The organism is Xanthomonas sp. MLO165 (assembly GCF_018831305.1).
GTDB classification, from domain to species: domain Bacteria; phylum Pseudomonadota; class Gammaproteobacteria; order Xanthomonadales; family Xanthomonadaceae; genus Xanthomonas; species Xanthomonas arboricola.
Genome location: NZ_CP029263.1, coordinates 1,285,614 through 1,311,654 on the forward strand (window position 1 = coordinate 1,285,614; position 26,041 = coordinate 1,311,654).

Sequence of the window (26,041 nt, forward strand, 5' to 3'; positions counted from 1 at the left end):
CATTGCAGGGCACGGCACGGCATCACTGCTCCTAACCACGCACACCGACCAACCCGACGGGTCCTTGCCCACCCACCGTCGCGGGACCTTACGCGGCATGGATGCCGCGTAAGAGCCTACAAGGACGTACTTGCGGCGTGTCCCGCGAGGGTAGGCGGGCAAGGACCCCACAGCAAACCCGCAGATCGTCCGCTGCAAACCGAGGCACACGCACCGTCCAATCCCCCCTCAAGACCCAGTTCCCTCTCAATGCGACCGAGAGCGTGAGCGCAATAGGGATGTGTTCCCGAGCCAACCTGGGCGCGATGCCCTCTGCGTGAGCGGGATACGCCGCATATCCATCCCCTGAGCTGAGCCATTCCGATTGCGACTGGCGCTCAGCCCATCAATTCAAAACTCGCAGACACGCCCTCGGCCTCTGCAGAGGGCGCCACCCAGAGATCGAATACGCCAGGCTCTACCGTCGGCTTCAATGCCTGGCCGATAAACAGCAGGTCCTCACGGCGCAGCACGAACTCCACCACCGCGCTGCCGCCCGCCGGCACCGCCAGCTTGCGGAAGTCCTTCAGCTCGCGCACCGGGCGGGTGATGCTGGCGCTGCGGTCGCGGATGTAGAGCTGCGCCACTTCTTCGGCATCGCGCGTGCCGCGGTTGTGGATGCGCGCGCTGATGCGCAGGCTGCCGGCCGCCGCCATGCGTGCATCGCTCAAGCGCAGTTCGCCGTATTCGATGCGGCCATAGGTCAGGCCGTGCCCGAACGGAAACAACGCGGCATTGGGCGCGGTGCGGTAGCGGGTCTTGAACGGTTGCAAGGCATCCGGGCGCGGGTCGGCACGGCCGCTGGGCTTGTGCGCATAGCTATAGGGCACCTGCCCGGCGGTGTGCGGAAAACTCACCGGCAGGCGCCCGGACGGACCGTGCGCGCCGAACAGGATGTCCGCCAGCGCGGCGCCCGATGCCGAGCCCAGGAACCAGCCGACCAGGATCGCCGGCGCCTTGAGCACCGGGCCATCAATCACCAGCGCACGGCCGTTGCTGAGCACCACCACCACCGGCGTGCCGGTGGCTGCCACCGCAGCCAGCAGCGCTTGCTGCACGGCGGGAATGACGATCTCGCTGCGCGATTGCGCTTCGCCGGAGTAGCGCATCGGCTCGCCGATCGCCAGCACCGCCACATCCGCGGACGCCGCTGCGGTGACGGCCGCCTGCACGCCGCCGGGCAGGCCATGTTCGAAGTCGCAGCCTTCCACCACCTGCAGGCCGTCCGGGTTGCCCAGCCGCGCGCGCACTGCGGTGGCCAGGTCGTTGCCGCTGTCGTCGCCGCCGAACAGCGTCCACGGGCCGGCGCTGTCGGTCCAGTTGCGTGCCATCGGCCCGATCAGCGCGATGCGTTGCCCCTGCGTCTTCAGTGGCAGCAGCTCGCCATCGTTCTTGAGCAGCACGATGGATTTGCGCGCCGCCTCGCGCGCCAGTGCCAGGCTGTCCGGGCGCCGCTGCCGCGCCTGTGCGCGTGCCGGCACGATGCGCAGGAACGGATTGTCGAACAATCCAAGCTCGGCCTTGAATTGCAGCACGCGCCGCACCGAGGCATCCAGCTGCGCCATCGTCACCTCGCCGGCGGCCACCAGCGCCGGCAGATGCTGCAGGTACAGCCCGCTCTGCATGCTGATGTCCACACCGGCCAGGAACGCCAGCCTGGTCGCCTCGCGCGCATCGCTGGCAAACCCGTGCCCGATCAATTCCAGATCGCCGGTGTAGTCGGACACCACCAGGCCGCGGTAGTCCCACTCGCCGCGCAATACCTCGCCCAGCAACCAGCGATTGGCGGTGGCAGGGATGCCGGCGATCTCGTTGAAGGCCACCATCGTGGTCACTGCGCCGGCATCGAAGGCAGCCTGGAACGGTGGGAAATAGACCTCGCGCAGGCTGCGCTCGGAGATGTCGACGGTGTTGTAGTCCAGCCCGGCCTCGGCGGCCCCATAGGCCGCGAAATGCTTGGGGCAGGCTGCAAGTGCATCGGCATGATCCAGGCCCTCGCCCTGGAAGCCGCGCACGCGGGCCTGCGCAAAACGCCGGCCGAGCAGCACGTCTTCGCCACTGCCTTCCACGCCGCGCCCCCAGCGCGCATCGCGCGCGATGTCCACCATCGGCGCGAAGGTCCAGTCGATGCCGACCGCACTGGCCTCCAGTGCGGCCGCACGCGCGGTGCGTTGCGCCAGCGCCGGCTCGAAGCTGGCGGCCTCGGCCAGCGGCACCGGAAACACCGTGGTGAACCCGTGGATCACATCGGCGGCAAACAGCAGCGGAATCTTCAGGCGGCTCTGCAGCGCGGCCTGTTGCAGTTGCTGATGCCACAGCACATTGGAGCCATTGAAGATGCCGCCCACCCGCCCGGCACGCGCGGCGGCAAGCTGGCCCTCGGCTGTGGGCACGGTATTGATCGGATTGGCCGCCGCGGCGGCATCGGTCTGCTGCGCCGAACCGGACAGCGTCAGCTGCCCGGCTTTTTCCTCCACGCTCATGCGCGCGATCAACGCATCGATAAAGGCCGGCGCCGCGGCCGCACGGCGCGGCAGCGCAACTCCCAGCGGTACCTGTGCCAACACTGCTGCCGAGGCGGTGCCCAGCAGCAACCCGCGACGCGTGATCCCTTTCCGCATGCCCGCCATCCCCGTCTGTCCAGGCCAGACGCTAACGGATCGCCAGCGAAAAGCCGTGATGCGCTGCACGATGGGTGCCGGGCGGGCGGACTCGGCAACGATGGCGACAGCACGGCGCCTTCACCGTTTCCGCACTAGCGTGCGCCATCGATCAACGGCGGTCAGGACACACGATGCTGGACGTGGAAACACGCGTGCGCTTTTACGAAATGATGCACCTGGACATGCCGTGGTGGGAGTTCGTGCTGCGTGCGGTAGCGGTCTATACCGTGGTCCTGCTGTTGACGCGCATGACCGGCAAGCGCGCGCTGGGCCAATCCACGCCGTTCGACGTGCTGCTCATCGTGCTGCTGGGAACCGCTGTGCAGAACTCGTTGATCGGCAAGGACGTCTCGCTGCTGGGCGGCATGATCCTGGCGGCCACCTTGCTGGTGTTGAACTGGCTGGTGGGCATGGCCACCGCGCGCAGCCGGCGGATCGATACCTGGGTGCAGGGCACCCCGGCGCTGCTGGCGCGTGGCGGTGAGATCTACTGGAAGGAACTGGTCCGCCACAACGTCAGCTATGCCGATTTCGAAGTGGCAAAACGCAAGGCCGATTGCCGCGACGATGCCGATATCGACATGGCGATCCTGGAGACCTCCGGAGAGATCAGCATCCTGAAAAAGCGCTAGCGCGCCGGCAGGCCGGCGTGCATGCCGGCGGTGCCGCCGCACCAGCGTGGCAGCCCGCCTGGCGCATGTGCGCCACGGCGTGGCGACCGGCGGCTCAGCGGGCCTTGCAGAACAACGACAGGTCCACCGACTCGGCCATGCGCTGGTAACCGGCATCGTTGGGATGCAGGAAGTCGCGGGTCAGCGCGGCGGGTAGCCACTCCGGCCTGGCCGGGTCGCGCAACGCGGCGTCGAAGTCGATCACCGCATCGAATGCCTGACCGTCGCGGATGAAGCCGTTGAGCGTCTGGCGCGTGGCTGCCGCCACCGGTTCGTAGCGGTCGGAGTTGCCGAACGGGGTCAGCGTGGCGCCGATCACCGCGATGCCGTGCTGCTGCAGCCGGGTCACGATCTGGCGATATCCCAGCACCATGTCGGCGGCATTGCGGCCGGCAATCGCATCCGGCGGACCGCTGTGGCGGATGTCGTTGATGCCTTCGAACAGGATCACCTGGTCCACGCCGGGCAGTGCCAGCACGTCGCGATCCAGCCGCGCCAGCGCGCTGGGGCTGCGGCCGTCGTCGAGCAGCTTGTTGCCGCTGATGCCGGCGTTGAGCACCACCACGCTGCCGGGGCAACGCTGCTCCAGCCGCCTGGCCAGCAGGGCCGGCCAATCGCCATTGGCGCCGCGTGTGGCGGTGGCGCCTTCGGTGATGGAATCGCCCAGCGCCACCACCACCGTCTGGCGTGGATGCGGTGGTTGCACGTAAAGGGCGGAGATGACGTTCTGGCGATACGCCAACGCCTTGCTGTCCGGCACCTCGGCCTGGCCCTTGACCACCCGCACCGCCGTGCGGCGTACCGCCGGCCGCGCCGGCGTTGGGAAATACAGGCTGACCGCCACCTCGCCCAATGCCGGTGCACGCAGCGGCACCGGGTCGCTGAGCAGCACGCCACCGGGCGGCACGGTCACGCTGGCGCGCCCGTCAAAGCGCAGCGGTTGCGCGTCCCCGCCGCCGCCGAGCAGGCGCGCGGTGCCCGCAGCGATGGTCAGCGGTGCGGTGCCCAGCTCGTTGCTGATGCGCACGCGCAGGGCCACTGCCGCGCTGCCCAGGCGCATGTCCTGGCGCACCGTTTCATCGGCAAATTGCAGCGGCGTGTCGGCACCGCCGTCGAGCCGGTCCGGGGTTGCCGAAGCGATCCAGGCCGGCACCCAGCGGGGTGCCGGGTGCGCCGTGGCCGGGCCTGCCAGCACCACACTCAGTGTCGCAGTCATCATCCATCGCCAGCGCATGCGCAGGACTCCTTTGTCGGTCAGGAAAAGAACACGCCGCCGTTGACGTCCAGGTTGGCGCCATTGATGAAGCTGGCCGCATCCGAGGCCAGGTACAACGCCGCATCGGCGGCTTCCTCCGGGCGGCCTTCGCGCCGCAGCGGGGTGGCATTGGCGACGAAGGCACGCACTTCCGGCTTGGTGAAGTCGTCGTGGAAGCGGGTGGAGATCATGCCGCAGCACAATGCGTTGACGCGGATGCCGCGCGGGCCCAGTTCCTTGGCCATCGCACGCGAGAAGGTCATCACCGCCGCCTTGGCGGTGGCGTAGATGGCCGCGCCCGGCCCGCCGCCATCGCGCCCGGCAAGCGAGGCGAAATTGACGATCGCGCCGCCTTCGCGCATATGCGGCGCCACCGCCTGGGTGGTCAGGTAGACCGATTTGAGGTTGAGGTCCATCACCTGATGGAAGAAGGCCTCGTCGATGTCGGCCAGCGGCTTGCGCGCCAGCATGCCGCCGGCCACGTTGATCAGCACGTCGATGTGCTGGCCGAAGGCGGTGCGCGTGGCGGTCAGCAGGCCGGCCACGGCGGTGGCATCGGTGACGTCGGCGCGGTGCAGGATGCCCTGGCCGCCGGCAGCCTGCAGCTGTGCCAGCGTGTCGCGCGCGCTGGCGTCGTCGTTGGCGTAGTTGATGCAGACCTTGGCGCCGGCCGCGGCCAGCTTGAGCGAGATGGCGCGGCCGATATCGCGGCCACCGCCGGTGACGATGGCGACCTTGTCGTGGAAGTGCATGCGGGTGTGTCCTGTTGGTGTGGGGAAAGCGGGGTAGGCAGCGGGCACGCTCAGGTGCCCGCCGCGTCGAGTCGGTGGATGCGGCCGGTGACCAGCCACAGCGCGGCCAGCGAGGCCGGCACCAGCGCGGCGACCAGAATGAACATCGGTGCGTATGACGTTGCGGTCATCACCGGAACCAGCCAGGTGGTGATCAAGGTGCCGGCCACCGCGGCCATGCCGCCGATGCCGGCCAGCGAGCCGACCGATTTACCGGCGAACAGATCGCCGGGCAGGGTCTGGATATTGCCGATGGCGATCTGGAAGCCGAACAGCACGGCGGCAATCGTCAGCACCGCCATGCGCGGGTCGGCGGCCTGCACGGCGCCCAGCAGCGCCGGCGCCATGATGGCCCCGCCCAGGGTGATGGTCCATTTGCGCGCGCGGTCCACGCTCCAGCCGGCCGCGATCAGGCGCCCGGACAGCCAGCCGCCGCACAGGCTGCCCAGCATCGCACCGACGAACGGCACCCAGGCGAATGCGCCGATCTGCTTGATGTCGAAGTGGAAGGTCTCGGCCAGGTAGATTGGCAGCCACGACACGAACAGCCACCAGATCGGGTCCAGGAAGAACCGCGCCAGCACGATCCCCCAGCTTTGCCGGTGTGACATCAGCTGGCGCAGCGTGGGCAGGTAGGCCGGCGGCGGCGCGCTGCCGGCGTCGGGCGCATCCAGGATCAACGCACGCTCGGCCGCGTCGACCCAGGGATGCCGGTCCGGCCCGGCGCGGTAGATCACCAGCCACGGCAGCAACCACAGCATGCCCAGCACGCCGATCAGCACGAACGTGCCCTTCCAGCCGAACGACAGGAACAGCAGCGCGATCAGCGGCGCCGAGACGATCGCGCCGATGGAGGCGCCGGCATTGAAGATGCCCTGCGCCAACGCACGCTCGCGCGCGGGAAACCATTCCGCATTGGCCTTGACCGCGCCCGGCCAGGCGCCGGCTTCGCTGATGCCCAGCAGCGCGCGCACCACCGAGAACGCCATGATGGAGTGCGTGACCGCATGCAGCGCGATGGAGATCGACCACACCGCGATGGACAGGGCAAAGCCGAGCCGGGTGCCGATGATGTCGAACAGCCGCCCGAACACGAACTGCCCGGCGGCATAGAACAGCATGAAGATGGTGACCAGCAGCGCGTAGTCTTCCTTGGTGGCGCCGATGTCGCGCGAGATCGCCGGCCACATCACCGCCAGCGCGTTGCGGTCGATGTAGTTGATCACCGTGGCCACCGCGATCAGCGCCACGATCAGCCAGCGCACCGCCGAGCGCTTGCCCGCGGGGCGCGTGCGGGCGGTGCTCATTGCGCACCTGCAGTGCGATCGAAGCGCGCGTAGCCGCCGCGCCAGCTGTAGCGCTGACCGGCGGCCTGCACCTGGTGGCTGCGTTGTGCATCGGCGTCGTCGGCCACCGCCAGCGCGATGCGCTGGCCGCCGACCAGGGTGAGCACGATCACCTCGGCATCGTCGCCGCGCACGCGCTCGATGGCGCGGATGCGGCTATTGGCGCCGTGCACGTATTCGGCGGTGCCGTTGTATTCGCCATGCGGTTCCAGCACGCCGAAGAAGCTGACATTGGCCTGCCCATCGACGCGCTGGATCAGCGCCGGTTCGCGGCGCAGGTTGAAGTTCGGGTCGTTGGCTCCGCTCTCCACCAGCAGGGCACGCGCCGGCGCGCTGCTGCCGAAGCGGTAGCTGTAGAAGCGGCCGGCGAGCAGCCAGCTCAGGCTGCGCGTGTCGGTGCTCGCACCGCTGGAGGCGTCCACCCACAGGTGCTGATAGCCGTTGGCCTTGCCCAGCACCGGGCGTTGCGTCAGTGCGCGCTCTGCGGTGAAGCCGACCTGCATGATCTGCCCGTTGAAATGCAGCGGCAGGTCGTAACGTGCCGGAGCGCTGGCGTTGACGCGCAGCAGGTCGACCACCACCGGCAGGCGCAGCTGCGGGTGCGACAGCAGCGCCTGGGTGCGGGTGAAGCTGACCCCGTCGTAGGCCTGCTGCATGCGCGCCGACACGATCTGGGTGTCGGCAGTGCTGGCGAACAGCAGCTGCGTCGGCGCGTGTTGCTCGCCCACCTTCCAGTTGCCGTTGAAGTGGCTGGTCTCGTTCACCACCAGCGTGTTGTGCGCAACGGTCTGCTTGGCCCAGCTGGTGTTTTCCGGCAGATAGATGCCGCCGGCCTTGGCTTCCACATTCAGGAAACGCGCCGCGCCGTAGTCGGTGACCACGCGCTGGCCGTTGTCGTAGAACAGCCAGTTCAACTTGTCGAAGTGGCCGTGGCCCATGCCTTGCGAAGTGTTCTTCATCACCAGCGTCTGGCCGTCTTCGCCGCCGCTACGCAGGATCGCCAGCGCGCCCTGGTCGCCCTGTGCGCCATCACGCAGCAACACGCTGCCGAAGGCGAACGGTTGGGCGCGGCCTTGCGCGAGCGCGGTGGCCACGGCCAGGCCTTCGGGGGTGAGCAGCACGCGGCGCTGGCGTTGCGCGATGGGCAGCAGCTGCGCGTCGTGGGTCTGCGCGTAGGCGATGCCGATGCCGGCCACCAGTTCTTCGGTGTCCAGGCCCTTGTCGAGGATGGCGTCGTTGATTGGGAAGAAATAACCGCCGTAGCTGCTCTGCACCAGGCTGTTTACGGCCTTGAGCAGCACGCCGTCGCGGCGCTGGAAGATGTGCTGCTGCGGCTGGTTGCGCTCGATCGCGTTGGCGAACAGCACGAACGGCGCCAGGGCATAGCGTTGGTAGTACGGGCCTTCGGCGTAGTAGCCGTCCGGCGAGAACAGCTGGTCCACCTGCGCCAGGAAGCCGGCCTTGCCATCGCGCCTGCTGCCGCGCAGTGCCTTGTCCACCAGCGCCTGATCGCGCAGCACATAACCGGTCATGCCGACCGCAGCCACCGCCCAGGTGGCGTGGTTGTGGATCTTGTCGAAGTTGTCGGCGCTTTCGTCGCACAGGAAGTGCGCCATGCGCGCGAACACGTCGCGGTCGATGGTGGCGCGGTCCTGCGCGCTGAGCGTGTCGCGGATGGCGTCGTAGCCCTGGCTTGCGTAGACCAGCCACACCGAGTCGTTCAAGGACTGCCAGAACAGCCGCCCCGGCACCTGGCCGCGCCCGGCCGGGTGTGCGCCCAGCGTGGGATACAGGCGCGCGTAGGCCAGCAGCACGTCGCGCGCATAGTCGGCATAGGCGCGATCGCCGGTGAGCCGGTACAGCGCGCCGGCGGCCTGGATGGCCTGGTAGTTGCGTTTGTGCTGCTCGTGGCTGGCGCCGCCGCCGGGATCGCTGGGCACCGGCACGTCCACCCCGGCGCGCATCGCCGCGCGCACGCTGGCTTCTGCGCGTGCCTGTTCGCGGGCGAACACCGGCAGCCTGGCGCCGGCGCTGGCCATCTCACGCCATTGCTGGGCGGTGACCAGTACTGGCGCGGCGTCGGTGGCGCGCGGTTGCGGCTGCGCCGATTGTTCGGCCGCGGGTGACGGGGCGGCGCTGCAGGGTAGGGCGCTGCCGGCGCCGACCAGGACCAGCAGCAACAGGCGGGTGGAACGGGTCATAGCAGGGGCTCCGCTGCGTCGGCGTGCAAGGCCGGGGTGCCGACGAACTGGTTGCCGCTGGCGATGAGGTGAGGTGTGCCGGTGGTGTGCTGCGCCAGGATCGCGGCGCTGTCGGCGAAGCGGTTATTGCGCAGCGCAATGCGCTGCACGCCATGCAGGCGCAGCGACGCACCTGTGTTGCGGCCGACCTGCGTGAAGTGCGAGTCGCTCACCTGCAGCACCGGGCCGAAGGTGCTTTCGTCGCGGCCGCCGCGATACAGGTCCAGCACCGGCCCGGCGACGCGGTGGAACTGCGACTGCTGCACCGTCACCTGTTCGACGTTGTAGGTGCCGCGGTCGTCGGTCTCGGCGTGCGCGGACAGCACGCTGCCGGAGACGTCCTCGACCAGCAGCCGGTCCAGCAGGATGTTGTCGGCCAGGCTGCCCTTGCCGAGTGCGATCACGTCGAAGCCGGGTTGCGCGTCCAGATGATGCAGGTGCGTGTCGCGCAAGGTGAGCTGGTACTGCGCCACCGCTGTGCCGGGTGCGGTGCGGATCACCGCATTGCCCGGCTGCGCGGGTGCGGCGCGGCCATCGATCTCGAGCCGGGCCAGGTGGAGCGAGCCGCCGGGCGCGATCTGGAACAGCGCCGGCTGCGAAAAGCGGATGCGCGCGCGGCCGCGTTGCGGGCCTTCCAGCGTCAGCGGCCGGTCCACGTCGAGGATGTTATCGACCTGGTAGCGGCCTGCGTCCAGTTGCAGGCGGTCGCCGGGGCCGGCCTGCGCCACGGCGTCGGTCAGGCTGGACTGCCCCGGCCGCACGCGGGTGCGGCGGCCGCTGTCGGCGACTGCCTGCGCTGCCTGCTTGGGGTACCAGCTCACGCCCACCTGTGCGCGCGCGATGTAGCTCAGCGCCGGGTCGGCGCCGACGCCAGTGGCGTTGTCGGCGACCAGCAAGCCGGTGCTGGCGCGGGTCATCGTCACCTGGCGGCTGTTGACGCCGCCGGGCAGGCGGGTGGAGGCCAGCGGGCTTTGCAGGTTGCTGGTGAAGGCAATGCCGGACAGATCGCCCAGCACGCGCACCGGGTCGCTGGCGGCCACGATCAGGTTGCCGGCAAAGCGGCTGTTGATCGGCGCGGCGGTGCGCTCGGCATCCATGCCGGCACCGAAGTACAGCTGGTTGACGGTCACGAAGGTGTTGCGCTCGATGCGCGCCTGGTCCACCTGCACGTAGCGGTTGGCGGGCGAGTTGGGCACCCCGTACATGATGCTCAGCGCCGACGAATAGCCGTCGCCGGCCAGGTTTTCCAGGTAGTTGTGGCGCACGGTCTGCTTGCGGTTGATCACGCGGATGCCGCCGGTGTTGGCCTTGCCGTCGCCGAAGAACACATTGCGCTCGACCAGGTTGCCATCGCCATGCCGCAGCACCAGCGCGCCGCGCGATTGCTTGAACACATTGCCACGGTAGGTGTTGCCGCCGGACTTGTTGGAGACCACCTCCACCTCGCCGTCGCAGCCTTCGAACCAGTTGTTGTCCACCACCGAGTTGGAGGCGCTGTCGGCATCGCTGCTGGTGCCGATGCGTAGCGTCTCGCCGCCATTGGCACCCAGGTTGGGGCGTGGCCCGAACCAGTTGTGGTCGATGCGATGGCGATTGTCCAGGCCCTGGGTGGCGTCGCGCACCACCACCAGCGTGGGGCCGGCATTGGTCTTGCCGACCAGCTGGTTGTGGTCGAAGCGGTTGTCGCTGTCGTACAGCGCCACCCAGTTGTCCGAGTCGCTACGGGTGGGCTTGCTGAAACCATCCACCACCACGCCGGTGATGCGGCTGTTGCGCGCGCGTTCCTTGCTGGAGATGCGGTACGACAGCACCGCATCGCCGGGGCTATGGCCGTCGCGGAACACCAGGTCCGACACCACCAGGTAGGTGCCGGCCATGTGCAGGTCGGAGGTGCCGCTGATGATCACCTTGCCCGGCGTTTGCGCGGTGAGGGTGATTGGCTGCTCGGCAGTGCCTTGCCCGCGCAGCACGATGGCGAAATCCCGCCACTGCCCATCGGCCAGCACGATGCGATCGCCGGCACGCAGCGCGGCCGCCGCCACCGCGTACTCGCTCTGGTCGTGCACCAGGTACGAGGTGGCCTGGGCCGAGCCGACCCAGGCGGGCGCACACAGCAGCAACAGGCAGGCAAGGGAGACGGGGGATCGCATCGGGATGCTCCTGGACGCTGGCGCGTCGGTGATGGCCGAGGGTAACAGTGCAAACTGGTTCGTCAACCAAAACGATAGTCCAGTTGGTCTGTATTGAAGCCTGCGATCGGCTCGATGTCATGCTGCAATTGCACAAAATAATCCACATAACTGGCCTAGTCAGGTGGCTCGTTCGATAAATCGCAGAAATTGTTGACTTGGCGTTGATCCGCGTGGAGTCTCCACCTCGCTCGGTCTCGAGCATCCTTTGGGAGGAGGAATTGTGCGGTATCTGAAACTAGTCCAATCGCGTAGACCAATTATTCGAAATGCCATGGGCCAGGCGCTGCTGACTGCCGTTGCACTGGCAAGCGCGCAGGCAGCCCTGGCTCAGCAGGGCGATGCTGCCCGGCAGGCACCGGAGCAAGCGCCCACCACGCTGGACCAGATCAAGGTCACCGGCATCCGCAGCTCGATCCAGTCGTCCATCGACAGCAAGCGCGAGCAGACGGTGGTGGCCGACGTGCTGTCGGCCGAGGACATCGGCGACCTGCCGGCGCTGTCGATCGGCGAGGCGATCGAGACCATCACCGGTGCGGCCACGCACCGCGAAAAGGGCGGCGCGTCGGAGATCTCCATCCGGGGCCTGGGGCCGTTCCTGGGCTCGGCCACCTTCAATGGGCGCGAGGCCAGCAACGGCAGCGGCGACCGTTCGGTGAACTTCAACCAGTTCCCCTCCGAACTCATCAACACCGTGGCGATCTACAAGACCCAGCGCGCCGACTTCGTCGAAGGTGGCATCGCCGGCACGGTCAACATGCAGACCGTGCGGCCGCTGGAATTCGGCAAGCGCCGCGTGCAACTGGACGGGCGGGCGACCTATGCCGATGGCGACAGCAAGTTGCGCGATGCCGATGGCGTGGGTTGGCGCGGCACCGTCAGCTACCTGGACCAGTTCGATCTGCGCGGTGCCGGCAAGCTGGGGGTCTCGCTCGGCCTGCAGCGGCTGGAGGGCACCAACCCGGAAGAGGTGATGAGCAGCAGCTCCACCTGGACGGCCTGCAACGCCAACGAGGTGGTGGGCGCCAGCCGCAACTGCACCGCCGTGACCCCGGCGCAGGTGCAGGCGGGGACGCCGTATTACCTGGCGCCCGGCAGCCGCGTGTACCGCCAGATCAGCGAGCACGATCAACGCGACGCGGCCTTCGCCGCGCTGCAATGGCGGCCCTTCGACGGCCTGGAGGTGGGCCTGGATTACCAGGATTCGCAGCGTACCGTGACTGAAGACCGCGCCGAGCTCAATTTTTCCGAGACCCTGCGCAACCTCAACAACCGCCAGGTGGGCGACAACGGCGCCTTGCTCGGCCATACCGGCAGCAGCACGGTGGAATCCTCCACCGACTACAAGGTGCGCGACGAGCAGTACCGCGGTGGCGGGCTACGCGTGGAATGGCGCCCGAACGCGGCCTGGATGCTGTCCACCGACCTGTCGTATTCGCGCACCGAGCGCAGCGAGATCGACCGCCTGATGCGGCTGCGCTCCAATGCCACCGACATCAACGGCAACCGCGTGCCCGGGATCAACGGGCAACGCGTGGACTACACCTACACCTATGCCGGCGATGTGCCGGGGATCGTGGTCGATCCCGCGTTCGACCTGAACAACCCGGACAATTTCAGTGCCGCTGCGCGCGCGCGGCGCGACGAGTTGCGCCGCGAGCACACCATCCGGGCCTGGCGCTTCGATGGCGCCTTCACCCCGGAGAGCGGGCTGCTCACCTCCATCAAGGGCGGCGTGCGCCTGTCCGAGGCGACCTACCGCGACCTGGACGACCGCGTCGAACGCAACGTCACCGATCCGGCCACGATCCGCGCCGCCAACCTGGCCTGCCGGCAACCGTTCCCGCAGGAGGATTTCCTCTCCAGCGCCAGCGGCAACACCATCCAGCAGTGGGCCACCTTCGACAGCCGCTGTCTGTTCAGCGCCATCACCGGCGTGGACGACACCGGCCGCAATGCCGACCCGCGCGGCACCGCCGACTCCGACGTGGAAGAAAAGACCCGCGCGTTGTATGTGATGGGCGAATTCGCCAGCACGCTGTTCGGGCTGCCGCTGGACGGCAACCTGGGCGTGCGCTGGGTGCGCACCGATGTCAGCTCGGTGGGGTTGCGCGGCGAGCTGGACGTGGTCGACAACCCCGACGGCACCATCCAGCTGGTGGAAACCGGGCGCTTCGCCGCGCAGACGGTGCGCGCATCCAACCGCGTGTTCCTGCCCAGCTTCAACGCCAACATCGGCCTCACCGAGCAGACCCAGCTGCGCGTCGGGCTGTACCGGGCCATGGCGCGCCCGGATCTGGTCGCACTGTCTGCCGGGCGCACCTTCATCCTGGAACCGGGGACCGAATTCACTACCGTCGGCGAGGCGATCGGCAGCATCACCGCCACCGGCAACCCGCGCACGCAGCCGCTGCTGTCGTCCAATGCGGACGTGTCGCTGGAGTGGTATCCCAATGCCGACTCCCTGCTCAGCGCCGCGGTGTACTACAAGCAGTTCACCGGTGGCGCGGTGCCCACGGTGGTGGACGAGCGCTTCGTCATCGACGGCACCGCGGTGGTGGTGCCGGTGGTGCAGGACGTCACCACCCGGCAAAAGAGCGATCTCACCGGGCTGGAGTTGACCGGCACCCACCGCTTCTCCTACCTGCCGGCGCCGTTCGACGGCCTGGGCGTCAAGCTGAGCTACAACTACGCCGATTCCAACTACAAGACCCAGGATCTGCGCCTGGGCGACCAGATCGACCCGGCAACCGGCCTGGTGAGCAGCGGCATCGTCGCGCCGGCCAATATCTTCGGCCTGTCGCGGCACGTGTTCTCCGGCCAGCTGTATTACGCCATCGGCGCGGTCGACCTGCAGGCCATCTACAAGTATCGCTCCGAGTATTTCCAGAAGTTCGTCGGCGCCCCGGCGCAGAACCGCTACGTGCGCGACAGCGGCACCCTGGACCTGCGTGCCAGCTACCGCGTCAATGCGCAGCTGTCGGTGTCGTTGGAGGCTTCCAACCTGACCAACGAGCCGCGGATCTCCGACATGCCGGTGCCCGGCAGCTTCCGTGAGTACAACACTTACGGGCGACGTTATTATTTGGGGGTGCGCTACCGGTTCTAGCGTCGCCCACCTGTCCGGCACCCGTGTGCCGGGCCGATCACCCTGAGGGTTTGAGTCGCCGATGTCCGAAAACCGCCTGTACCACTCCGTTGCCGCCAAGATCCGCGCGCTGATCGACACGGGCGAATTCCCGGTCGGCTCGCGCCTGCCGGGCGAGCGCGAGTTGGCCGAGCGCTTCGGCGTCAGTCGCGTCACCGTGCGCGAGGCCGAAATCGCGCTGGAAGCGCAGGGCCGCATCGTGATCAAGATCGGCTCGGGCGTGTACGTCAAGCCACGCCTGGCGTCGGACGAGGGCGCGTTGCCGGATGTCAGCGCGTTCGAGCTGACTGCCGCGCGCGCGGTGATCGAGGCGGAGGCGGCCGCATTGGCCGCCAGCCACATCACCGATGCGGAGCTGGATGAGTTGAACGGCATGATCCAGGCGCTGTCCGCACCGGGGCTCAGCGATGCGGCCGCTGCCGACTACGACCGCGCCTTCCACCTGGCGATCGCGCGGATTAGTGGCAACCCGGTGGTGGCGCACTGCGTGCAGCTGATCTGGCGCATGCGCAACGAATTGCCGCGCGTACGCGAGGTGTATGCGCGGGTCTGCCACGACGACGTCGCCACCCGCGTGGACGAACACACCGCCATCCTGCAGGCCCTGCAGCAACGCGACCCCATGGCGGCACGCACGGCCATGCGCAACCACTTCCAGCGTCTGTTCGAATCCATGCTGGAAGCGACCGAGAACGATGCACTGGCGGAGATCCGCCGCCGCACCCAGCAGGACCGCGCGCATTTTCTGGCGGCCACGCGCACCTGAGTGCATGTGATGGTTTGTTGGACGCGCTGCGTCGACCACCAGCGGCACTTTCGTGCCGCTGACGCTGGAGCCTCCAAAAAACACATCCACTAATCAGCTGGACGCGCCGTCTGCGCCGGTTCGGCACCACCGACACGCGGCTGATCTGAGTGTCGCGCCTGCGGTCGTCGCGGACGCTGCAGCGACAACACGCTGCAGGCGCGTCCGCCCTCAGGCAGATCGCTCTACCTGATAGGGCGTAGGCACCTGCAAGTGCAGGTCTCAGTCCGCCATCACCTTGTCCGGCGTCATCGGGGTGCTGCGGATGCGCTTGCCGGTGGCATGGAAGATCGCATTGCAGATCGCCGCCGAAACACCGACCAGGCCGATTTCGCCCACGCCTTTTGCGCCCAGGCTGCTGACGATGCGGTCGTCCTCGTCGGCGAAGATCACATCGATGTCGTGGATGTCGGCATTGGCCGAGACGTGATACATCGCAAAATCGTGATTCATGAAACGACCGAAGCGATGATCGGACTGGGTGTGTTCGTGCAGCGCCTGGCCGATGCCCCAGACCACGCCGCCGACGATCTGGCTGCGCGCGGTGATCGGGTTGAGGATGCGCCCGGCTGCAACCGCGCTGACCACGCGGGTGACGCGGACCGTGCCCAGCTCTTCATCCACCCGCACTTCCACAAACACCGCGCCGTGGGTGGCACGGGTGTACTTGCGTTGCTTGAGCACATTGGGCAGCAGCAGGAACTTGTCTTCGATCTGTTCCAGTTCTGCTGCACGCAACAATTCGGTCAAGGCAATGGTGGTGCCGGCATCGGCGCGCAAGGCCAGCGTGCCGTCGGCAAACACCACCTCGTCCAGCTTGGCCTTGCCAAAGCGCGAGTTCGGCAACGCCTGCGCCAGGCGCAGCAACCGTGCGCGCAGCTTCGCGCACACGCCATCCACCGCCGAGCCCACCGTGGTCACATGCGACGAGCCGCCTTCGATCGGTGCGACCGGCAGAGTCGAATCGCCGAGTTGGAAAGTGACCTGTTCCAGCGGCAGGCCCAGTGCTTCGGCCGCGATCATCGCCATCACCGTATAGGTGCCGGTGCCGATATCGCTGGCTGCGCTGCTCACCACCAGCCGGCCATCGGCGTGCAGCACCGCATGCGCGCGCGCAAACATCTGCATCGCATCCCATTGACCGGTGGCCATGCCCCAGCCGACCCACTCGTTGCCTTCCTTGCGTGCACGCGGCTGCAGCGGACGCTGCGCCCAGCCGAAGCGTTCGGCACCTTGCTGGTAGCACGCGCGCAGCGCCTTGGTGGAGTAGGGCTTGTCGTCGGCCGGGTTGACCTCGGCATAGTTCTTCAGGCGCAGCGCCAGCGGATCCATGCCCAGCTCATAGGACAGCTCGTCCATCGCCACTTCCAGCGCATGCACGCCGTGTGCGGCGCCGGGTGCGCGCATGTCCATCGGGCTGAACTGGTCCAGGCTCACCAGGTTGTAGCCCAGATGCACGTTGTCGCAGGCATACAGCTGCCCGCTCCAGTTGACCACCACCTCGACGTAATCCTCGATGCGCGATGTCTCGGCAATGGCCTCGTGCCAGATCGCACGCAAGCTGCCGTCGCGGTCGGCGCCGAGCTTGAGCCGCTGCAATGTCTCCGGGCGATGGCCGAAAGTGAACATCTGTTGCCGCGTCAGCACCACGCGCACCGAGCGGTCCAGCAGGATCGACGCCATCACCGCCAGCGGCAACTGATACTGCGGGCGCAGCCCGGAACCGAAGGCACCGCCCACGTACGGATTGCGCACGGTGACCTTGCGCTTGCTCAGGCCGAACACATGTGAGACATACCAGCGGCTGTTCTGCGAGCCCTGGGTCTTGTCGTAGATGGTGAAGTGGCCATCGGCATCGCGGATCACGGTGGAGGCGAACAGCTCCATCGGATTGTGGTGCTCCACGCCGCTGTAGTAGTCGGCCTGCACCTGGACAGCGGCATTGGCAAAGGCGGTGTCCGGCTCGCCCTTGTCCTTGGGCGGCGGCGAGAAACCAGCCTTCATGGCCTTGGGCTTGTGCGCGCGGTCCAGGTTGGTCATCAGGTTGGTGTCGTGCGGGTCCTGCAGCAGTTCCACCTCCACCAGGTGGGCCGCGTGGCGCGCCGCTTCAAAAGTGTCGGCCACCACCAGGGCGATTGGCTGGCCGCTGTACAGGATCTTGTTGTCGTACAGGGGCCGGAACGGCGAACCGGCCGGTGCGGTCATGTCCTTGTAGAACACATCCATGCCGCGCATATGCGGGCGGTTCTCATGGGTGACGATCTCCAGCACGCCCGGCACCGCACGCGCGGCATCAAGATGGAAGGCGACGATCTCGCCCTTGGCGATGCTGCTGTTGACCACCACACCATAGGCCAGATCCGCCACCGGCCATTCGGCGGCATAACGTGCCTGGCCGGTGACCTTGGCACGCCCGTCGATGCGGGTGACGCCGGTGCCGGTGGGGCGATAGCCGGTGCCGCTGTCGGCAACCGGCGGGATCAGGTCGTTGTCGGGTAGATCGGTGCTGCGTGCGTTCATGGCGCTTCCTCCAGCGCGCTGGTTCGCCCGCGGTTGTCGATGGTGCCCTCGCGGGCGACGTCCAGGGCACGCACGATCGCGCGGCGTGCCAGCGGCAGCTTGAAGGCATTGTTGCCTTGCGGTTGCGCACCCTGCAGCAAGGCATCGGCCAGGCTGCCGAAGCTCTCGGCCGTGGCCGGTTTGCCCACCAGCTGCGCTTCGGCGTCGGGGTTGCGCCAGGGCTTGTGCGCCACGCCGCCCAGGGCCACGCGCACCTCACGGATGCTGCCGTCCTCGGCCAGGTCCAGCGCCGCCGCCACCGACACCAGCGCGAATGCATACGACAGGCGCTCGCGGATCTTCAGGTAGGCGCTATGCGCGACGAAGCGCTGTGCATCGGGCAGGTCGATATGCACGATCAACTCGTCCGGGGCCAGGGTGCTGTCCAGCTCCGGGTGCTCGCCGGGCAGGCGGTGGAACTGCGCGAACGGGATGTCGCGCTCCCCGTTGGGGCCTTGCACGTGCACCACTGCGTCCAGCGCAGCCAGCGCGACGCACATGTCCGACGGGTGCGTGGCAATGCACTGCGCGCTGGCGCCGAGGATGGCGTTATAGGTGGTGAGCCCGCCGATCGCCGAGCAGCCGGTGCCGGGTGCGCGCTTGTTGCACGGGGTGGCGTGGTCGTAGAAGTACAGGCAGCGGGTGCGCTGCAGCAGGTTGCCGCCGTTGCTGGCCATGTTGCGGATCTGTGGCGAGGCGCCGGCCAGGATCGCCGCGCTCAGCAAGGGGTACTGCGTCTCCACGTCCGGGTGATAGGCGGTGTCGGCATTGCGTGCGAGTGCGCCCAGGCGCAGGCCGCCTTCGGGGAGCGCACTGATGCTGTCCAGCGGCAGGCGATTGATATCGACCAGGCTGCCCGGCCGCATCAATTGCAGCTTCATCAAGTCGGTGAGATTGGTGCCGCCGGCGATCAGGCGCACCGGGGCTTCGGCGGGCACCGGGTGCGGGTCGCTGCCGCGCACCGACAGGGCAGTCAGCGCCGCATCGACGCTGTCCGCGCGCGTATAGGTGAGCGGAATCATGCCGGCACCGTCCCTGGCGTCCACGGTGTGGCGGCGCTCTCGCTGCTGTCGCTGGGCTTGCCCATGACCTGCATCACCGCATCGGTGATTTGCGGGTAGGCACCGCAGCGGCACAGATTGCCGCTCATCAACTCGCGCACCTGGTCGCGGTCGTGCGCCTTGCCTTCATTGATCAGGCCCACTGCCGAGCATAACTGCCCGGGCGTGCAATAGCCGCACTGGAAGGCATCGTTCTCGATGAAGGCACGCTGCAGCGGATGCAGCTGTTCGCCCTCGGCCAGGCCTTCGACGGTGGTGATCTCGGCGCCGTCCTGCATGACCGCAAGCGTCAGGCAGCTGTTGATGCGGCGCCCATCGACCAGCACCGTGCAGGCGCCGCATTGGCCGTGGTCGCAGCCTTTCTTGGTGCCGGTGAGGTCGAGCCGGTCGCGCAATAGATCGAGCAGGCTGACCCAGGCTTCGAGCTGCAATTGGTAAGGCTGGCCATTGATGCGCAGGTTGACCGGGTAGGTCGGCGCAGCAGTGGCGGTGGCCGGCGCCAGATGCGTGGCAGTGGCGGGTGTGGCATTCATGCGAACCCCGTGGCGATGGCTGAGAGGAGGACCCTCACCTTGATGCCTGCGTGGTCAAGGTGTGGTGTAGGTGAGTGAGGTCTCTTTCACGCGTGCGTGAAGCCTGAGCGTGGTCATGCGCGGAACATGGCGGCGTTGCTGCGCATGACATCGCTTGATCGCAGGCCGGTGCCAATCGTCGGTGCGTCATCGTGGTGTCACCTGCATTGGCCAGGCTAGCCGGCCCAGCGCACAGGGGAACGCGCCGCATGAAAGCCAACGCCACCCGCGCCTGGACGCAGGTGTTCACCCAGCACGGATCGGTGCTGCGTGGCTTTTTCGTGCGTCGCGGCGCCAACGAGGATGCTGAAGACCTGGTGCAGGAAACCTATCTGCGGCTATTGCGTGCGCATCAGGATCAGGGCGAGGCGATCGCCAATCCCGAGGCGTATCTGTACACGGTGGCGCTGAACCTGGCGCGCGAGCAGGCCGCGCGACGCAAGCAGGCGCCACTGCGCATCGACGAGATGGAACAGTTTTCGCAGTTGCTGGCCGCAGGCGACGACGTGGAAGACGCCGCGCACCGGCAGCAGCGCCAGCAACGCCTGCAGGCCCTGCTGGCCACGTTGCCGGAGCGCACCTGCGCGGTATTGGTGATGCAGTACCGCGACGGGCTCAGTTACAAGCAGATCGCCGAGCGCATGGGGGTGTCTGCGCATATGGTCAAGAAGCATGTGGTGCGTGGCTTGTCGGCCTGCCGACGGGCGGTTGCCGACAGCGGGGACAGCTGGTGAGCAAGCCGGTGTTACCGAGCCGCAGCGTTGTCGGTGAAGCCGCGCACTGGCACGCGCTGCAACGCATGCAGGCGCTGGATGCGACGCAACAGGCCGGCTTTCTGCAATGGCTGACCGCATCGCCGCTGCATGTACGCGAATACATGGCGGTGCTGCGTGTGGCCGGCGATCTGGGCGATGCCATACGTGGCATGGACCTGGACGTGGATGCCCTGCTTGCTGCCGACCGGCGCAAGACTGCCGATGCCGCGCCGCCCAACGTGATCGCGCTGCCGCTGCGGTCACAAGTTCAGCCAGCACCGCAACCCGCTGCCCGGCCGCGCCGCAGCGAAGGCCAACCCAATGCACGCATGCGCAGCTGGCGCATGGGCCTGGCCGCGGCGCTGTGCGGCGTGGCGATCCTGACCGGCTGGGCCTGGCCACGCACGCAGACCTACGCCACTGCGCACGGCGAGCAGCGCAGCGTGCAGTTGGCCGACCGCAGCGTGGTGCATTTGAATGGGCAAAGCAGCCTGCGTGCCACCATGACGCCGTGGAGCCGCCACCTGCAGCTGCTGCGTGGCCAGGCCAGCTTCGTGGTCGCGCCGGATCGGCGCCCGTTGCAGGTGCATGCAGGCCATCTGCGTGTCGAGGATATCGGCACCACCTTCAATATCGCCCTGTATCAACACCAGGCACGCATCGAGGTCGCCGAGGGCCGTGTCCATGTCTGGCGCGACGCGCGCGATGGGCAGCCGATGCTCGCCGACCTGGGAGCGGGGCAGAGCGCACGGATCGATGCGGCCACCGGCAAGATCGAACTGGCCAGCGAAGAGGTGGCCGCCATGCATGCCTGGCGGCAGCGGCGCATCGTGTTCCGCGACGCGCCGCTGGCCACAGTGGCCGAAGACTTCAATCGCCTCAACCGCACGCGTTTGTCGATCGACGATGCTGCCGCCGGTGCGCTGCGGCTCACCGGTAATCTGCGCGGTGACGATCTTGCCGCGCTGCGTGCCTTCCTGGATGGCCAGCCGAACCTGCGCGTGGTCAGCGCGCCGGGGATGCTGCGCGTGAGCAGCCGGCCTGCGCCGGGAACGGCGACGCGATAGCCACGGCGCTGCACGACGCCGTAATGCGTGCAGCGCGTGCGCATGCCGCATCGCGCGCGTAGCCCACATGCATTGATCCTGCGCGCAGTGGATGGGGTTGCCGATGCCATTGCGCCGCGTGCATGCCGATGGCCGTCTGCGGCTGCGTCCACGCACATGCAAGACCTCACGTCCTCGTGCACGCAAGGCGCAGCGCGATGCAGATGCCGTGCGTCGTGCCCGCACCGTTCGGTGCCTGCGCAGATGTCACAGAAAATTCATCAAAAAACGGTGCCCGATCGTCGCTGTCGATGCTCGTAGTCCAGGTACAACGCAGCATTCCCCGCGTGGCGGGTGGTGTTGCGCATTGCTTCCTCCCCTACTGGATTTCACGATGCGCCGTACGTTGTTTCTTTCGATCGCTCTCGCCCTGCATGCCGGTACCGCTGGCGCCCAGACGGCTGCTGCCACCGTCGCGGTCGATGCGATTCCGGCCCAGCCCCTGGCGCGCGCGCTCAATGCGCTGTCGCGCCAGACCGGGCTGCAGTTTGTCTATGCCGCCGGCGTGGCCGGCAACCCGCAGACCCGCGCCACCGCGGCCGGCGTCGCACCCGAGCAGGCCCTGCAGCAATTGCTCGACGGTACCGGCCTGCGCTACCGCTATCTCGATGCGACCACGGTGACGATCGAAACCGCCGAGCCGGCGCCCGGCCTGCCGCCAGCGGCTCCGGCAACGGCCGCGGTCGCCACGGCACCGGTGCCGCGTGCAGACGCGCCGGTGCAGGAACTGGACAGCATCCAGGTGCTCGGCAGTTACGCCGGCAGCCTCAGCGCCGCGTTGCGCCAGAAACGCTACGCCGACAGCGTGGTGGATGTGATCGCCGCCGAAGACATCGGCAAGCTGCCCGCGCAGAACGTGGCCGAGGCGCTACAGCGCGTGCCGGGCGTGTCGATCGTGCGCGACCGCGGCGAAGGCGTGTACGTGCGCGTGCGCGGCCTGGGCCCGAATTTCCAGGTCACCACGCTCAACGGCCAGACCATGGCGGTCAACGAGAACGTGCGCACCTCCGGCCAGACCGGGCGGCAATTCCGCTACGACACGCTGCCGGCCGAACTGGTCTCCGGGCTGGACGTGATCAAGAGCCCCACCGCCGACCTGGACGAAGGCGCCATCGGCGGCATTGTCAACGTGCGTACATTCCGCCCGCTGGAGCTGGGCAAGACACTGACCAACGTATCGCTGGAATCCAGCCAGGCCCAGCGCACCCAGGCTAACGATCCGCGCGTCTCCGGGCTGTTCAACTGGGTCAATGCCGAGGGTACCTTCGGCATGCTGATTTCCGGCGCGTATGCGCAACGCACGCTGCGCCAGGACCGCGTCAACGAGGTGAGCTGGGACTATTACCGCAACGGCGTGCCGGGTGTGCCCGGTGCCAATTATGTGCCGACCGGCCTGCGCCCGACGCTGGAACTGGAAGAGCGCGAGCGCACCGGCGTGGCGGCCTCGCTGCAATGGAAGCCCAGCGCGGCGTGGGAGACCAACCTGGATCTGCTCTACGCCAGGCAGACCGTGCATTACGACGAATACAGCATGGGCGTGGGCTTCGACAGCCTGGCCAAGCTGAGCAATCTGCGGGTGGAAAATGGCGGTATCACCGGCTTCGATTATCGCAACGGCCAGGTGCAGATCTCGCGCGAGACCTCCGGTATCACCGACGACAACCGCAGCGCACGCCTGTCCAGCACCTGGAGCGGCGACCAGTGGACACTGGGCGCAGTGGCGTTCCACTCGCAGGCGCACAGCTACGACTCCGACCCGATCCGGCGCACCCGTCTGCGCAGCGGCACCAACCTGTCGATGCGCGTGGACATGCCGCAAGCCGACGGCGACAACGTACCGGACTGGAGCTTCACCAACGGCTTCGATCCGACCAACCCGGCCACCGTGGCAGGGCGCCGGCTGGAATGGCGCGAGATCGATGCGCGCGACAAGGAAGACGCGCTGCAGTTCGATGCCAGGCGCACACTCGACGGCAGCTTCTTTCGCGACTTCAAGGTGGGCGCCAAGTACCGCCAGCGCTCGCGCACCTACGATCGCGCCGACCTGCTGCTCAACAGCATTGCCGGGGTACGTTTCCCGGGCAGCTATTTCACCGCGTTGCCGGTGGGCGACATGCTGTCGGACGCCAACGGCAACCTGCCGCGGCAATGGCTGGCGCCGATCGAATCCGCGTTCTGGGGCAATTGGCCGACCAGCGCCGATCTGAGCAACACGCCCAACAGCGCCGACCTGCAGAATTCCTACGAGGTGCAGGAAAAGATCGCCTCGGCGTACGCGATGAGCAACTTCGCCACCCAGCTGGCGGGCCGCGAGCTGCGCGGTAATGTCGGCGCGCGCGTGGTGCGCACCGAGCAGGCCACCGATGGCCATGCCGATGTCAACGGCAGCGCACAGCCGGTGCATTTCGAGCGCAGCTATACCAATGTGCTGCCTTCGTTCAACGCGGCCTGGGATGTGCGCGAGGACATGGTGCTGCGGACTTCCGCGGCCAAGGTGATCACGCGCCCGGACCTTACCGATCTGTCGTCCAAGCTGACCTTCAATTCCAGTGGCGAACGCCTCACCGCCAGCGGCGGCAACCCAGCGCTGCAGCCCTTCGAAGCGTGGCAGTACGACCTGACCTTCGAGTGGTACATCGACGGCACCTCGGCACTGACCGGCGGTCTGTTCTACAAGGACATCTCCAGCTTCATCCAGACCCAGATGTCCAACCTGGTCTACCAAGGCCAGACCTATCTGCTGTCGTCCAAGACCAACGGCAGCAAGGCGATGGTGCAAGGCGCGGAAGTGGCGTATCAGCAGGTCTTCAGCGGCCTGCCGTCGCCGCTGGACGGCCTGGGCATGCAGCTCAACTACACCTGGACCGACAGCAAGGCGACCTATCACGACGGCACCGGCAGCTTCACCGACAGCCTGGAAGGCGTGGCCAGGAACACCTACAACGCCGTGCTGTTTTACGAGAAGGGGCCGTTGATGGCGCGCGTCAGCTACAGCTGGAGCGACGACATCCTCAACGCGGTGGGTACCGCCAATGTGGCCACGCTCAACAGCGACCGGTTCGGCAGCCTGGATGCCAATGTCGCCTACAAGGTCAACGACACGCTCTCGGTATTCGTCAACGCGATCAATCTCACCGGCGAAGTGCAGCGCCAGTTCGTTGGCGATCACTTGTTCGGCGGCTATACCGACTACGGCCGCACCTGGTCGCTGGGGTTGCGCGCGCGCTTTTGACAAGGGCTGGAGACCTGACGGGCAGTTGCCAGCGACGTGCGGTGTGCATCGGGGGCGCTGCGCTTGCGGGTGACATACCGCCATGAAGGCCTTGCGACGAGCGCAGCCGTCGTGATCGCCGATCCAGTCTGTTGGCGGCAGCCAATGCCGCCACCGGGCGCCTTGCTGCAAGGCGCCATCTGCAAGGGCCATGACTTCGGCTGTGGCGCTGTTGCCAGCGGCACATCGCCGCGTATCGCGGTGTGCAGCACCTGCATCACGTGTTGAGACCACTCATGTCATTACTGCTTCGTAGCTGTATCGGTTTTTTTGTCTTGATCGTGGCCGGCCTGGCTACGCCGGTAGCGCCTGCCGCCGCCACGTCGGAGACGCTTGAGAAAGTCGTCATCCTCAAGCGCCACGGCGTGCGTGCGGCGATGTCCAGCCCGGAGCAACTGGGTCGCTATTCCGCACGTCCCTGGCCACGCTTCGATGTGCCGGCCGGCCACCTGACCGCAAACGGTGCGCGTCTGGAGGCATTATTCGGTGCCTACTACCGCGCCCGTTACACGCCGCTGGGTCTGTTCGATGGCGATGGCTGCGCCAATGTCTACTACTGGGCCAATCGCACCCAGCGCACCATCGCCTCGGCGCGTGCGTTGGCAAGCACGCTCACCCCGGGGTGTACGAACACGGTGCACCACGTGGCCGATGACGCGTCCGATCCACTGTTTGACGGCGCGCCGGCATTGCGACAACCCGCTGCGGCGGCGTTGATGCGCGCGGCCATTGCCGGCCGCGTCGGTGGCGATGTGGTCGCCTGGAATGCGGCGCAACGCGATGCGATCGACAGCTTGCAGCAACTGTTGCTGCAATGCGCGCAGCGGCCGTGCCTGACCCAGGCCGGTGCCGGCAAGCAACGCCTGGATGCGGTGCCCGCAGGCATGGGCGCTGCCCACGACGGAATCGCCGGTGTCCAAGGCCCGGCACCGGCAGCCTCCGGCATCAGCGAAAGCCTGTTGATGGGCTGGGCCGACGGCCAGGACTTTGCCGCGTTGGGATGGCAAGGCGTGGACGAAGCCAGTCTGCTGCGCGCGTTCGCACCGCATCAGGCCGAGTTCGCGCTGCGCCTGCGTGCGCCGACGGTGGCGCGCATGGCCAGTACGCCGCTGGCGGCGCGGCTGCTGGCGACATTGCAGCAAGGCAGCGTTGCCAGTGGCAATCGCAATCCATCGCACACAACGCCGATCGGTGGCGATGCACGGCTGGTGGTGCTGTCCGGTCACGACGGCACGCTGACCTTGCTGGCCGGCATGTTCGATCTGCATTGGCAATTGCCTGGTTACCAACCCGACCAGACCGTGCCTGGCGGCGCCTTGGTCTTCGAGCGCTGGCGGCGTGCCGATGGGCAGCGGGTGATCCGCCTGCGCTACACCGCGCAGACGCTGGCGCAACTGCGCGAACGGCGCGCACTGACACTGCAGGCGCCGCCGCCGTCATCGCCGGTGTTCATTCCCGGCTGCAGCAGCGCCACCCCGGAGTACGACTGCCCGCTACCAGCCCTGGCGACATTGATCGACGCCGCGATCGACCCGCATTACCTGAGCGAATGACGCCGCGCGCGCCGGCC

16 protein-coding genes are annotated in these 26,041 nt (G+C 67.5%); 7 read left to right on the plus strand and 9 right to left on the minus strand.

Annotated elements, in window-relative coordinates; genetic code table 11:
* Nucleotides 1–377: 377 nt before the first annotated feature.
* Complete coding sequence (locus DGN21_RS05625) at nucleotides 378–2,660, minus strand: glycoside hydrolase family 3 N-terminal domain-containing protein (protein ID WP_215825146.1); 2,283 nt, start codon at nucleotides 2,658–2,660, stop codon at nucleotides 378–380.
* A 173-nt stretch (nucleotides 2,661–2,833) separates the two neighbouring features.
* On the opposite strand from DGN21_RS05625, the gene DGN21_RS05630 reads away from it, so the two are divergent.
* Nucleotides 2,834–3,334 carry a YetF domain-containing protein gene (locus tag DGN21_RS05630; protein ID WP_016904665.1) on the plus strand — a complete coding sequence of 167 codons (501 nt, stop codon included), beginning with the start codon at nucleotides 2,834–2,836 and terminating at the stop codon, nucleotides 3,332–3,334.
* A 94-nt stretch (nucleotides 3,335–3,428) separates the two neighbouring features.
* Here the strand turns inward: DGN21_RS05630 and DGN21_RS05635 are convergent, their stop codons facing one another.
* The 5 genes from DGN21_RS05635 to DGN21_RS05655 are packed head-to-tail and all read right to left on the minus strand — an operon-like array spanning nucleotide 3,429 to nucleotide 11,155.
* On the minus strand, nucleotides 3,429–4,592 hold the full coding sequence (locus DGN21_RS05635) for an SGNH/GDSL hydrolase family protein (protein ID WP_080995323.1): 1,164 nt from the start codon (nucleotides 4,590–4,592) through the stop codon (nucleotides 3,429–3,431).
* Between the two features lie 35 nt (nucleotides 4,593–4,627).
* Nucleotides 4,628–5,380, minus strand: coding sequence for a glucose 1-dehydrogenase (locus DGN21_RS05640; RefSeq protein WP_024938633.1), 753 nt, complete (start codon nucleotides 5,378–5,380; stop codon nucleotides 4,628–4,630).
* A gap of 50 nt (nucleotides 5,381–5,430) precedes the next feature.
* Nucleotides 5,431–6,726 (minus strand): MFS transporter, encoded by a 1,296-nt coding sequence (locus DGN21_RS05645; protein WP_102254658.1) that lies wholly within the window; start codon nucleotides 6,724–6,726, stop codon nucleotides 5,431–5,433.
* Entirely contained in the window at nucleotides 6,723–8,966 is a 2,244-nt protein-coding gene (locus tag DGN21_RS05650; RefSeq protein ID WP_215825147.1) for an oligoalginate lyase, read from the minus strand. Before DGN21_RS05650 ends, DGN21_RS05645 begins: the two co-directional genes overlap by 4 nt.
* Entirely contained in the window at nucleotides 8,963–11,155 is a 2,193-nt protein-coding gene (locus DGN21_RS05655) for a polysaccharide lyase 6 family protein (RefSeq protein WP_252374692.1), read from the minus strand. The genes DGN21_RS05650 and DGN21_RS05655 overlap by 4 nt, the downstream gene beginning before the upstream one ends.
* A 313-nt stretch (nucleotides 11,156–11,468) precedes the next feature.
* Here DGN21_RS05655 and DGN21_RS05660 point away from each other — a divergent pair, with 313 nt between their 5' ends.
* Together DGN21_RS05660 and DGN21_RS05665 are read left to right on the plus strand one after the other, a co-directional pair.
* Nucleotides 11,469–14,303, plus strand: a complete 2,835-nt coding sequence (locus tag DGN21_RS05660) for a TonB-dependent receptor (RefSeq protein ID WP_252374693.1) — start codon at nucleotides 11,469–11,471, stop codon at nucleotides 14,301–14,303.
* A gap of 61 nt (nucleotides 14,304–14,364) precedes the next feature.
* Nucleotides 14,365–15,108, plus strand: a complete 744-nt coding sequence (locus DGN21_RS05665; protein WP_215825148.1) for an FCD domain-containing protein — start codon at nucleotides 14,365–14,367, stop codon at nucleotides 15,106–15,108.
* A 261-nt stretch (nucleotides 15,109–15,369) separates the two neighbouring features.
* On the opposite strand, the gene DGN21_RS05670 is transcribed toward DGN21_RS05665, so the two are convergent.
* The 3 genes from DGN21_RS05670 to DGN21_RS05680 are packed head-to-tail and all read right to left on the minus strand — an operon-like array spanning nucleotide 15,370 to nucleotide 19,300.
* On the minus strand, nucleotides 15,370–17,667 hold the full coding sequence (locus DGN21_RS05670; RefSeq protein WP_160955124.1) for a xanthine dehydrogenase family protein molybdopterin-binding subunit: 2,298 nt from the start codon (nucleotides 17,665–17,667) through the stop codon (nucleotides 15,370–15,372).
* A complete protein-coding gene (locus DGN21_RS05675) occupies nucleotides 17,664–18,752 on the minus strand; it encodes a xanthine dehydrogenase family protein subunit M (RefSeq protein WP_024938640.1) in 1,089 nt (362 codons plus the stop codon). The genes DGN21_RS05670 and DGN21_RS05675 overlap by 4 nt, the downstream gene beginning before the upstream one ends.
* Nucleotides 18,725–19,300, minus strand: coding sequence for a (2Fe-2S)-binding protein (locus DGN21_RS05680; protein ID WP_024938641.1), 576 nt, complete (start codon nucleotides 19,298–19,300; stop codon nucleotides 18,725–18,727). Before DGN21_RS05680 ends, DGN21_RS05675 begins: the two co-directional genes overlap by 28 nt.
* Nucleotides 19,301–19,548: 248 nt before the next feature.
* On the opposite strand from DGN21_RS05680, the gene DGN21_RS05685 reads away from it, so the two are divergent.
* From DGN21_RS05685 to DGN21_RS05700, 4 genes are all read left to right on the plus strand, one after another.
* Nucleotides 19,549–20,073: an RNA polymerase sigma factor gene (locus tag DGN21_RS05685; RefSeq protein WP_024938642.1), complete on the plus strand. Its 525-nt coding sequence runs from the start codon at nucleotides 19,549–19,551 to the stop codon at nucleotides 20,071–20,073.
* 65 nt (nucleotides 20,074–20,138) lie between these two features.
* Nucleotides 20,139–21,161, plus strand: coding sequence for a FecR domain-containing protein (locus DGN21_RS05690; RefSeq protein ID WP_237474998.1), 1,023 nt, complete (start codon nucleotides 20,139–20,141; stop codon nucleotides 21,159–21,161).
* Between the two features lie 373 nt (nucleotides 21,162–21,534).
* Nucleotides 21,535–24,432, plus strand: coding sequence for a TonB-dependent receptor (locus DGN21_RS05695; protein WP_065031905.1), 2,898 nt, complete (start codon nucleotides 21,535–21,537; stop codon nucleotides 24,430–24,432).
* 275 nt (nucleotides 24,433–24,707) lie between these two features.
* Nucleotides 24,708–26,024: a histidine-type phosphatase gene (locus DGN21_RS05700; RefSeq protein ID WP_160955126.1), complete on the plus strand. Its 1,317-nt coding sequence runs from the start codon at nucleotides 24,708–24,710 to the stop codon at nucleotides 26,022–26,024.
* The last annotated feature ends 17 nt before the right edge of the window (nucleotides 26,025–26,041 follow it).

Excerpts from the sequence above, each read along its gene's own strand:
- DGN21_RS05625 (WP_215825146.1), bottom strand. The coding sequence starts at position 2,660 with ATGCGGAAAGGGATCACGCGTCGCGGGTTGCTGCTGGGCACCGCCTCG.
- DGN21_RS05630 (WP_016904665.1), top strand. The coding sequence starts at position 2,834 with ATGCTGGACGTGGAAACACGCGTGCGCTTTTACGAAATGATGCACCTG.
- DGN21_RS05635 (WP_080995323.1), bottom strand. The coding sequence starts at position 4,592 with ATGATGACTGCGACACTGAGTGTGGTGCTGGCAGGCCCGGCCACGGCG.
- DGN21_RS05640 (WP_024938633.1), bottom strand. The coding sequence starts at position 5,380 with ATGCACTTCCACGACAAGGTCGCCATCGTCACCGGCGGTGGCCGCGAT.
- DGN21_RS05645 (WP_102254658.1), bottom strand. The coding sequence starts at position 6,726 with ATGAGCACCGCCCGCACGCGCCCCGCGGGCAAGCGCTCGGCGGTGCGC.
- DGN21_RS05650 (WP_215825147.1), bottom strand. The coding sequence starts at position 8,966 with ATGACCCGTTCCACCCGCCTGTTGCTGCTGGTCCTGGTCGGCGCCGGC.
- DGN21_RS05655 (WP_252374692.1), bottom strand. The coding sequence starts at position 11,155 with ATGCGATCCCCCGTCTCCCTTGCCTGCCTGTTGCTGCTGTGTGCGCCC.
- DGN21_RS05660 (WP_252374693.1), top strand. The coding sequence starts at position 11,469 with ATGGGCCAGGCGCTGCTGACTGCCGTTGCACTGGCAAGCGCGCAGGCA.
- DGN21_RS05665 (WP_215825148.1), top strand. The coding sequence starts at position 14,365 with ATGTCCGAAAACCGCCTGTACCACTCCGTTGCCGCCAAGATCCGCGCG.
- DGN21_RS05670 (WP_160955124.1), bottom strand. The coding sequence starts at position 17,667 with ATGAACGCACGCAGCACCGATCTACCCGACAACGACCTGATCCCGCCG.
- DGN21_RS05680 (WP_024938641.1), bottom strand. The coding sequence starts at position 19,300 with ATGAATGCCACACCCGCCACTGCCACGCATCTGGCGCCGGCCACCGCC.
- DGN21_RS05685 (WP_024938642.1), top strand. The coding sequence starts at position 19,549 with ATGAAAGCCAACGCCACCCGCGCCTGGACGCAGGTGTTCACCCAGCAC.
- DGN21_RS05690 (WP_237474998.1), top strand. The coding sequence starts at position 20,139 with ATGCAGGCGCTGGATGCGACGCAACAGGCCGGCTTTCTGCAATGGCTG.
- DGN21_RS05695 (WP_065031905.1), top strand. The coding sequence starts at position 21,535 with ATGCGCCGTACGTTGTTTCTTTCGATCGCTCTCGCCCTGCATGCCGGT.
- DGN21_RS05700 (WP_160955126.1), top strand. The coding sequence starts at position 24,708 with ATGTCATTACTGCTTCGTAGCTGTATCGGTTTTTTTGTCTTGATCGTG.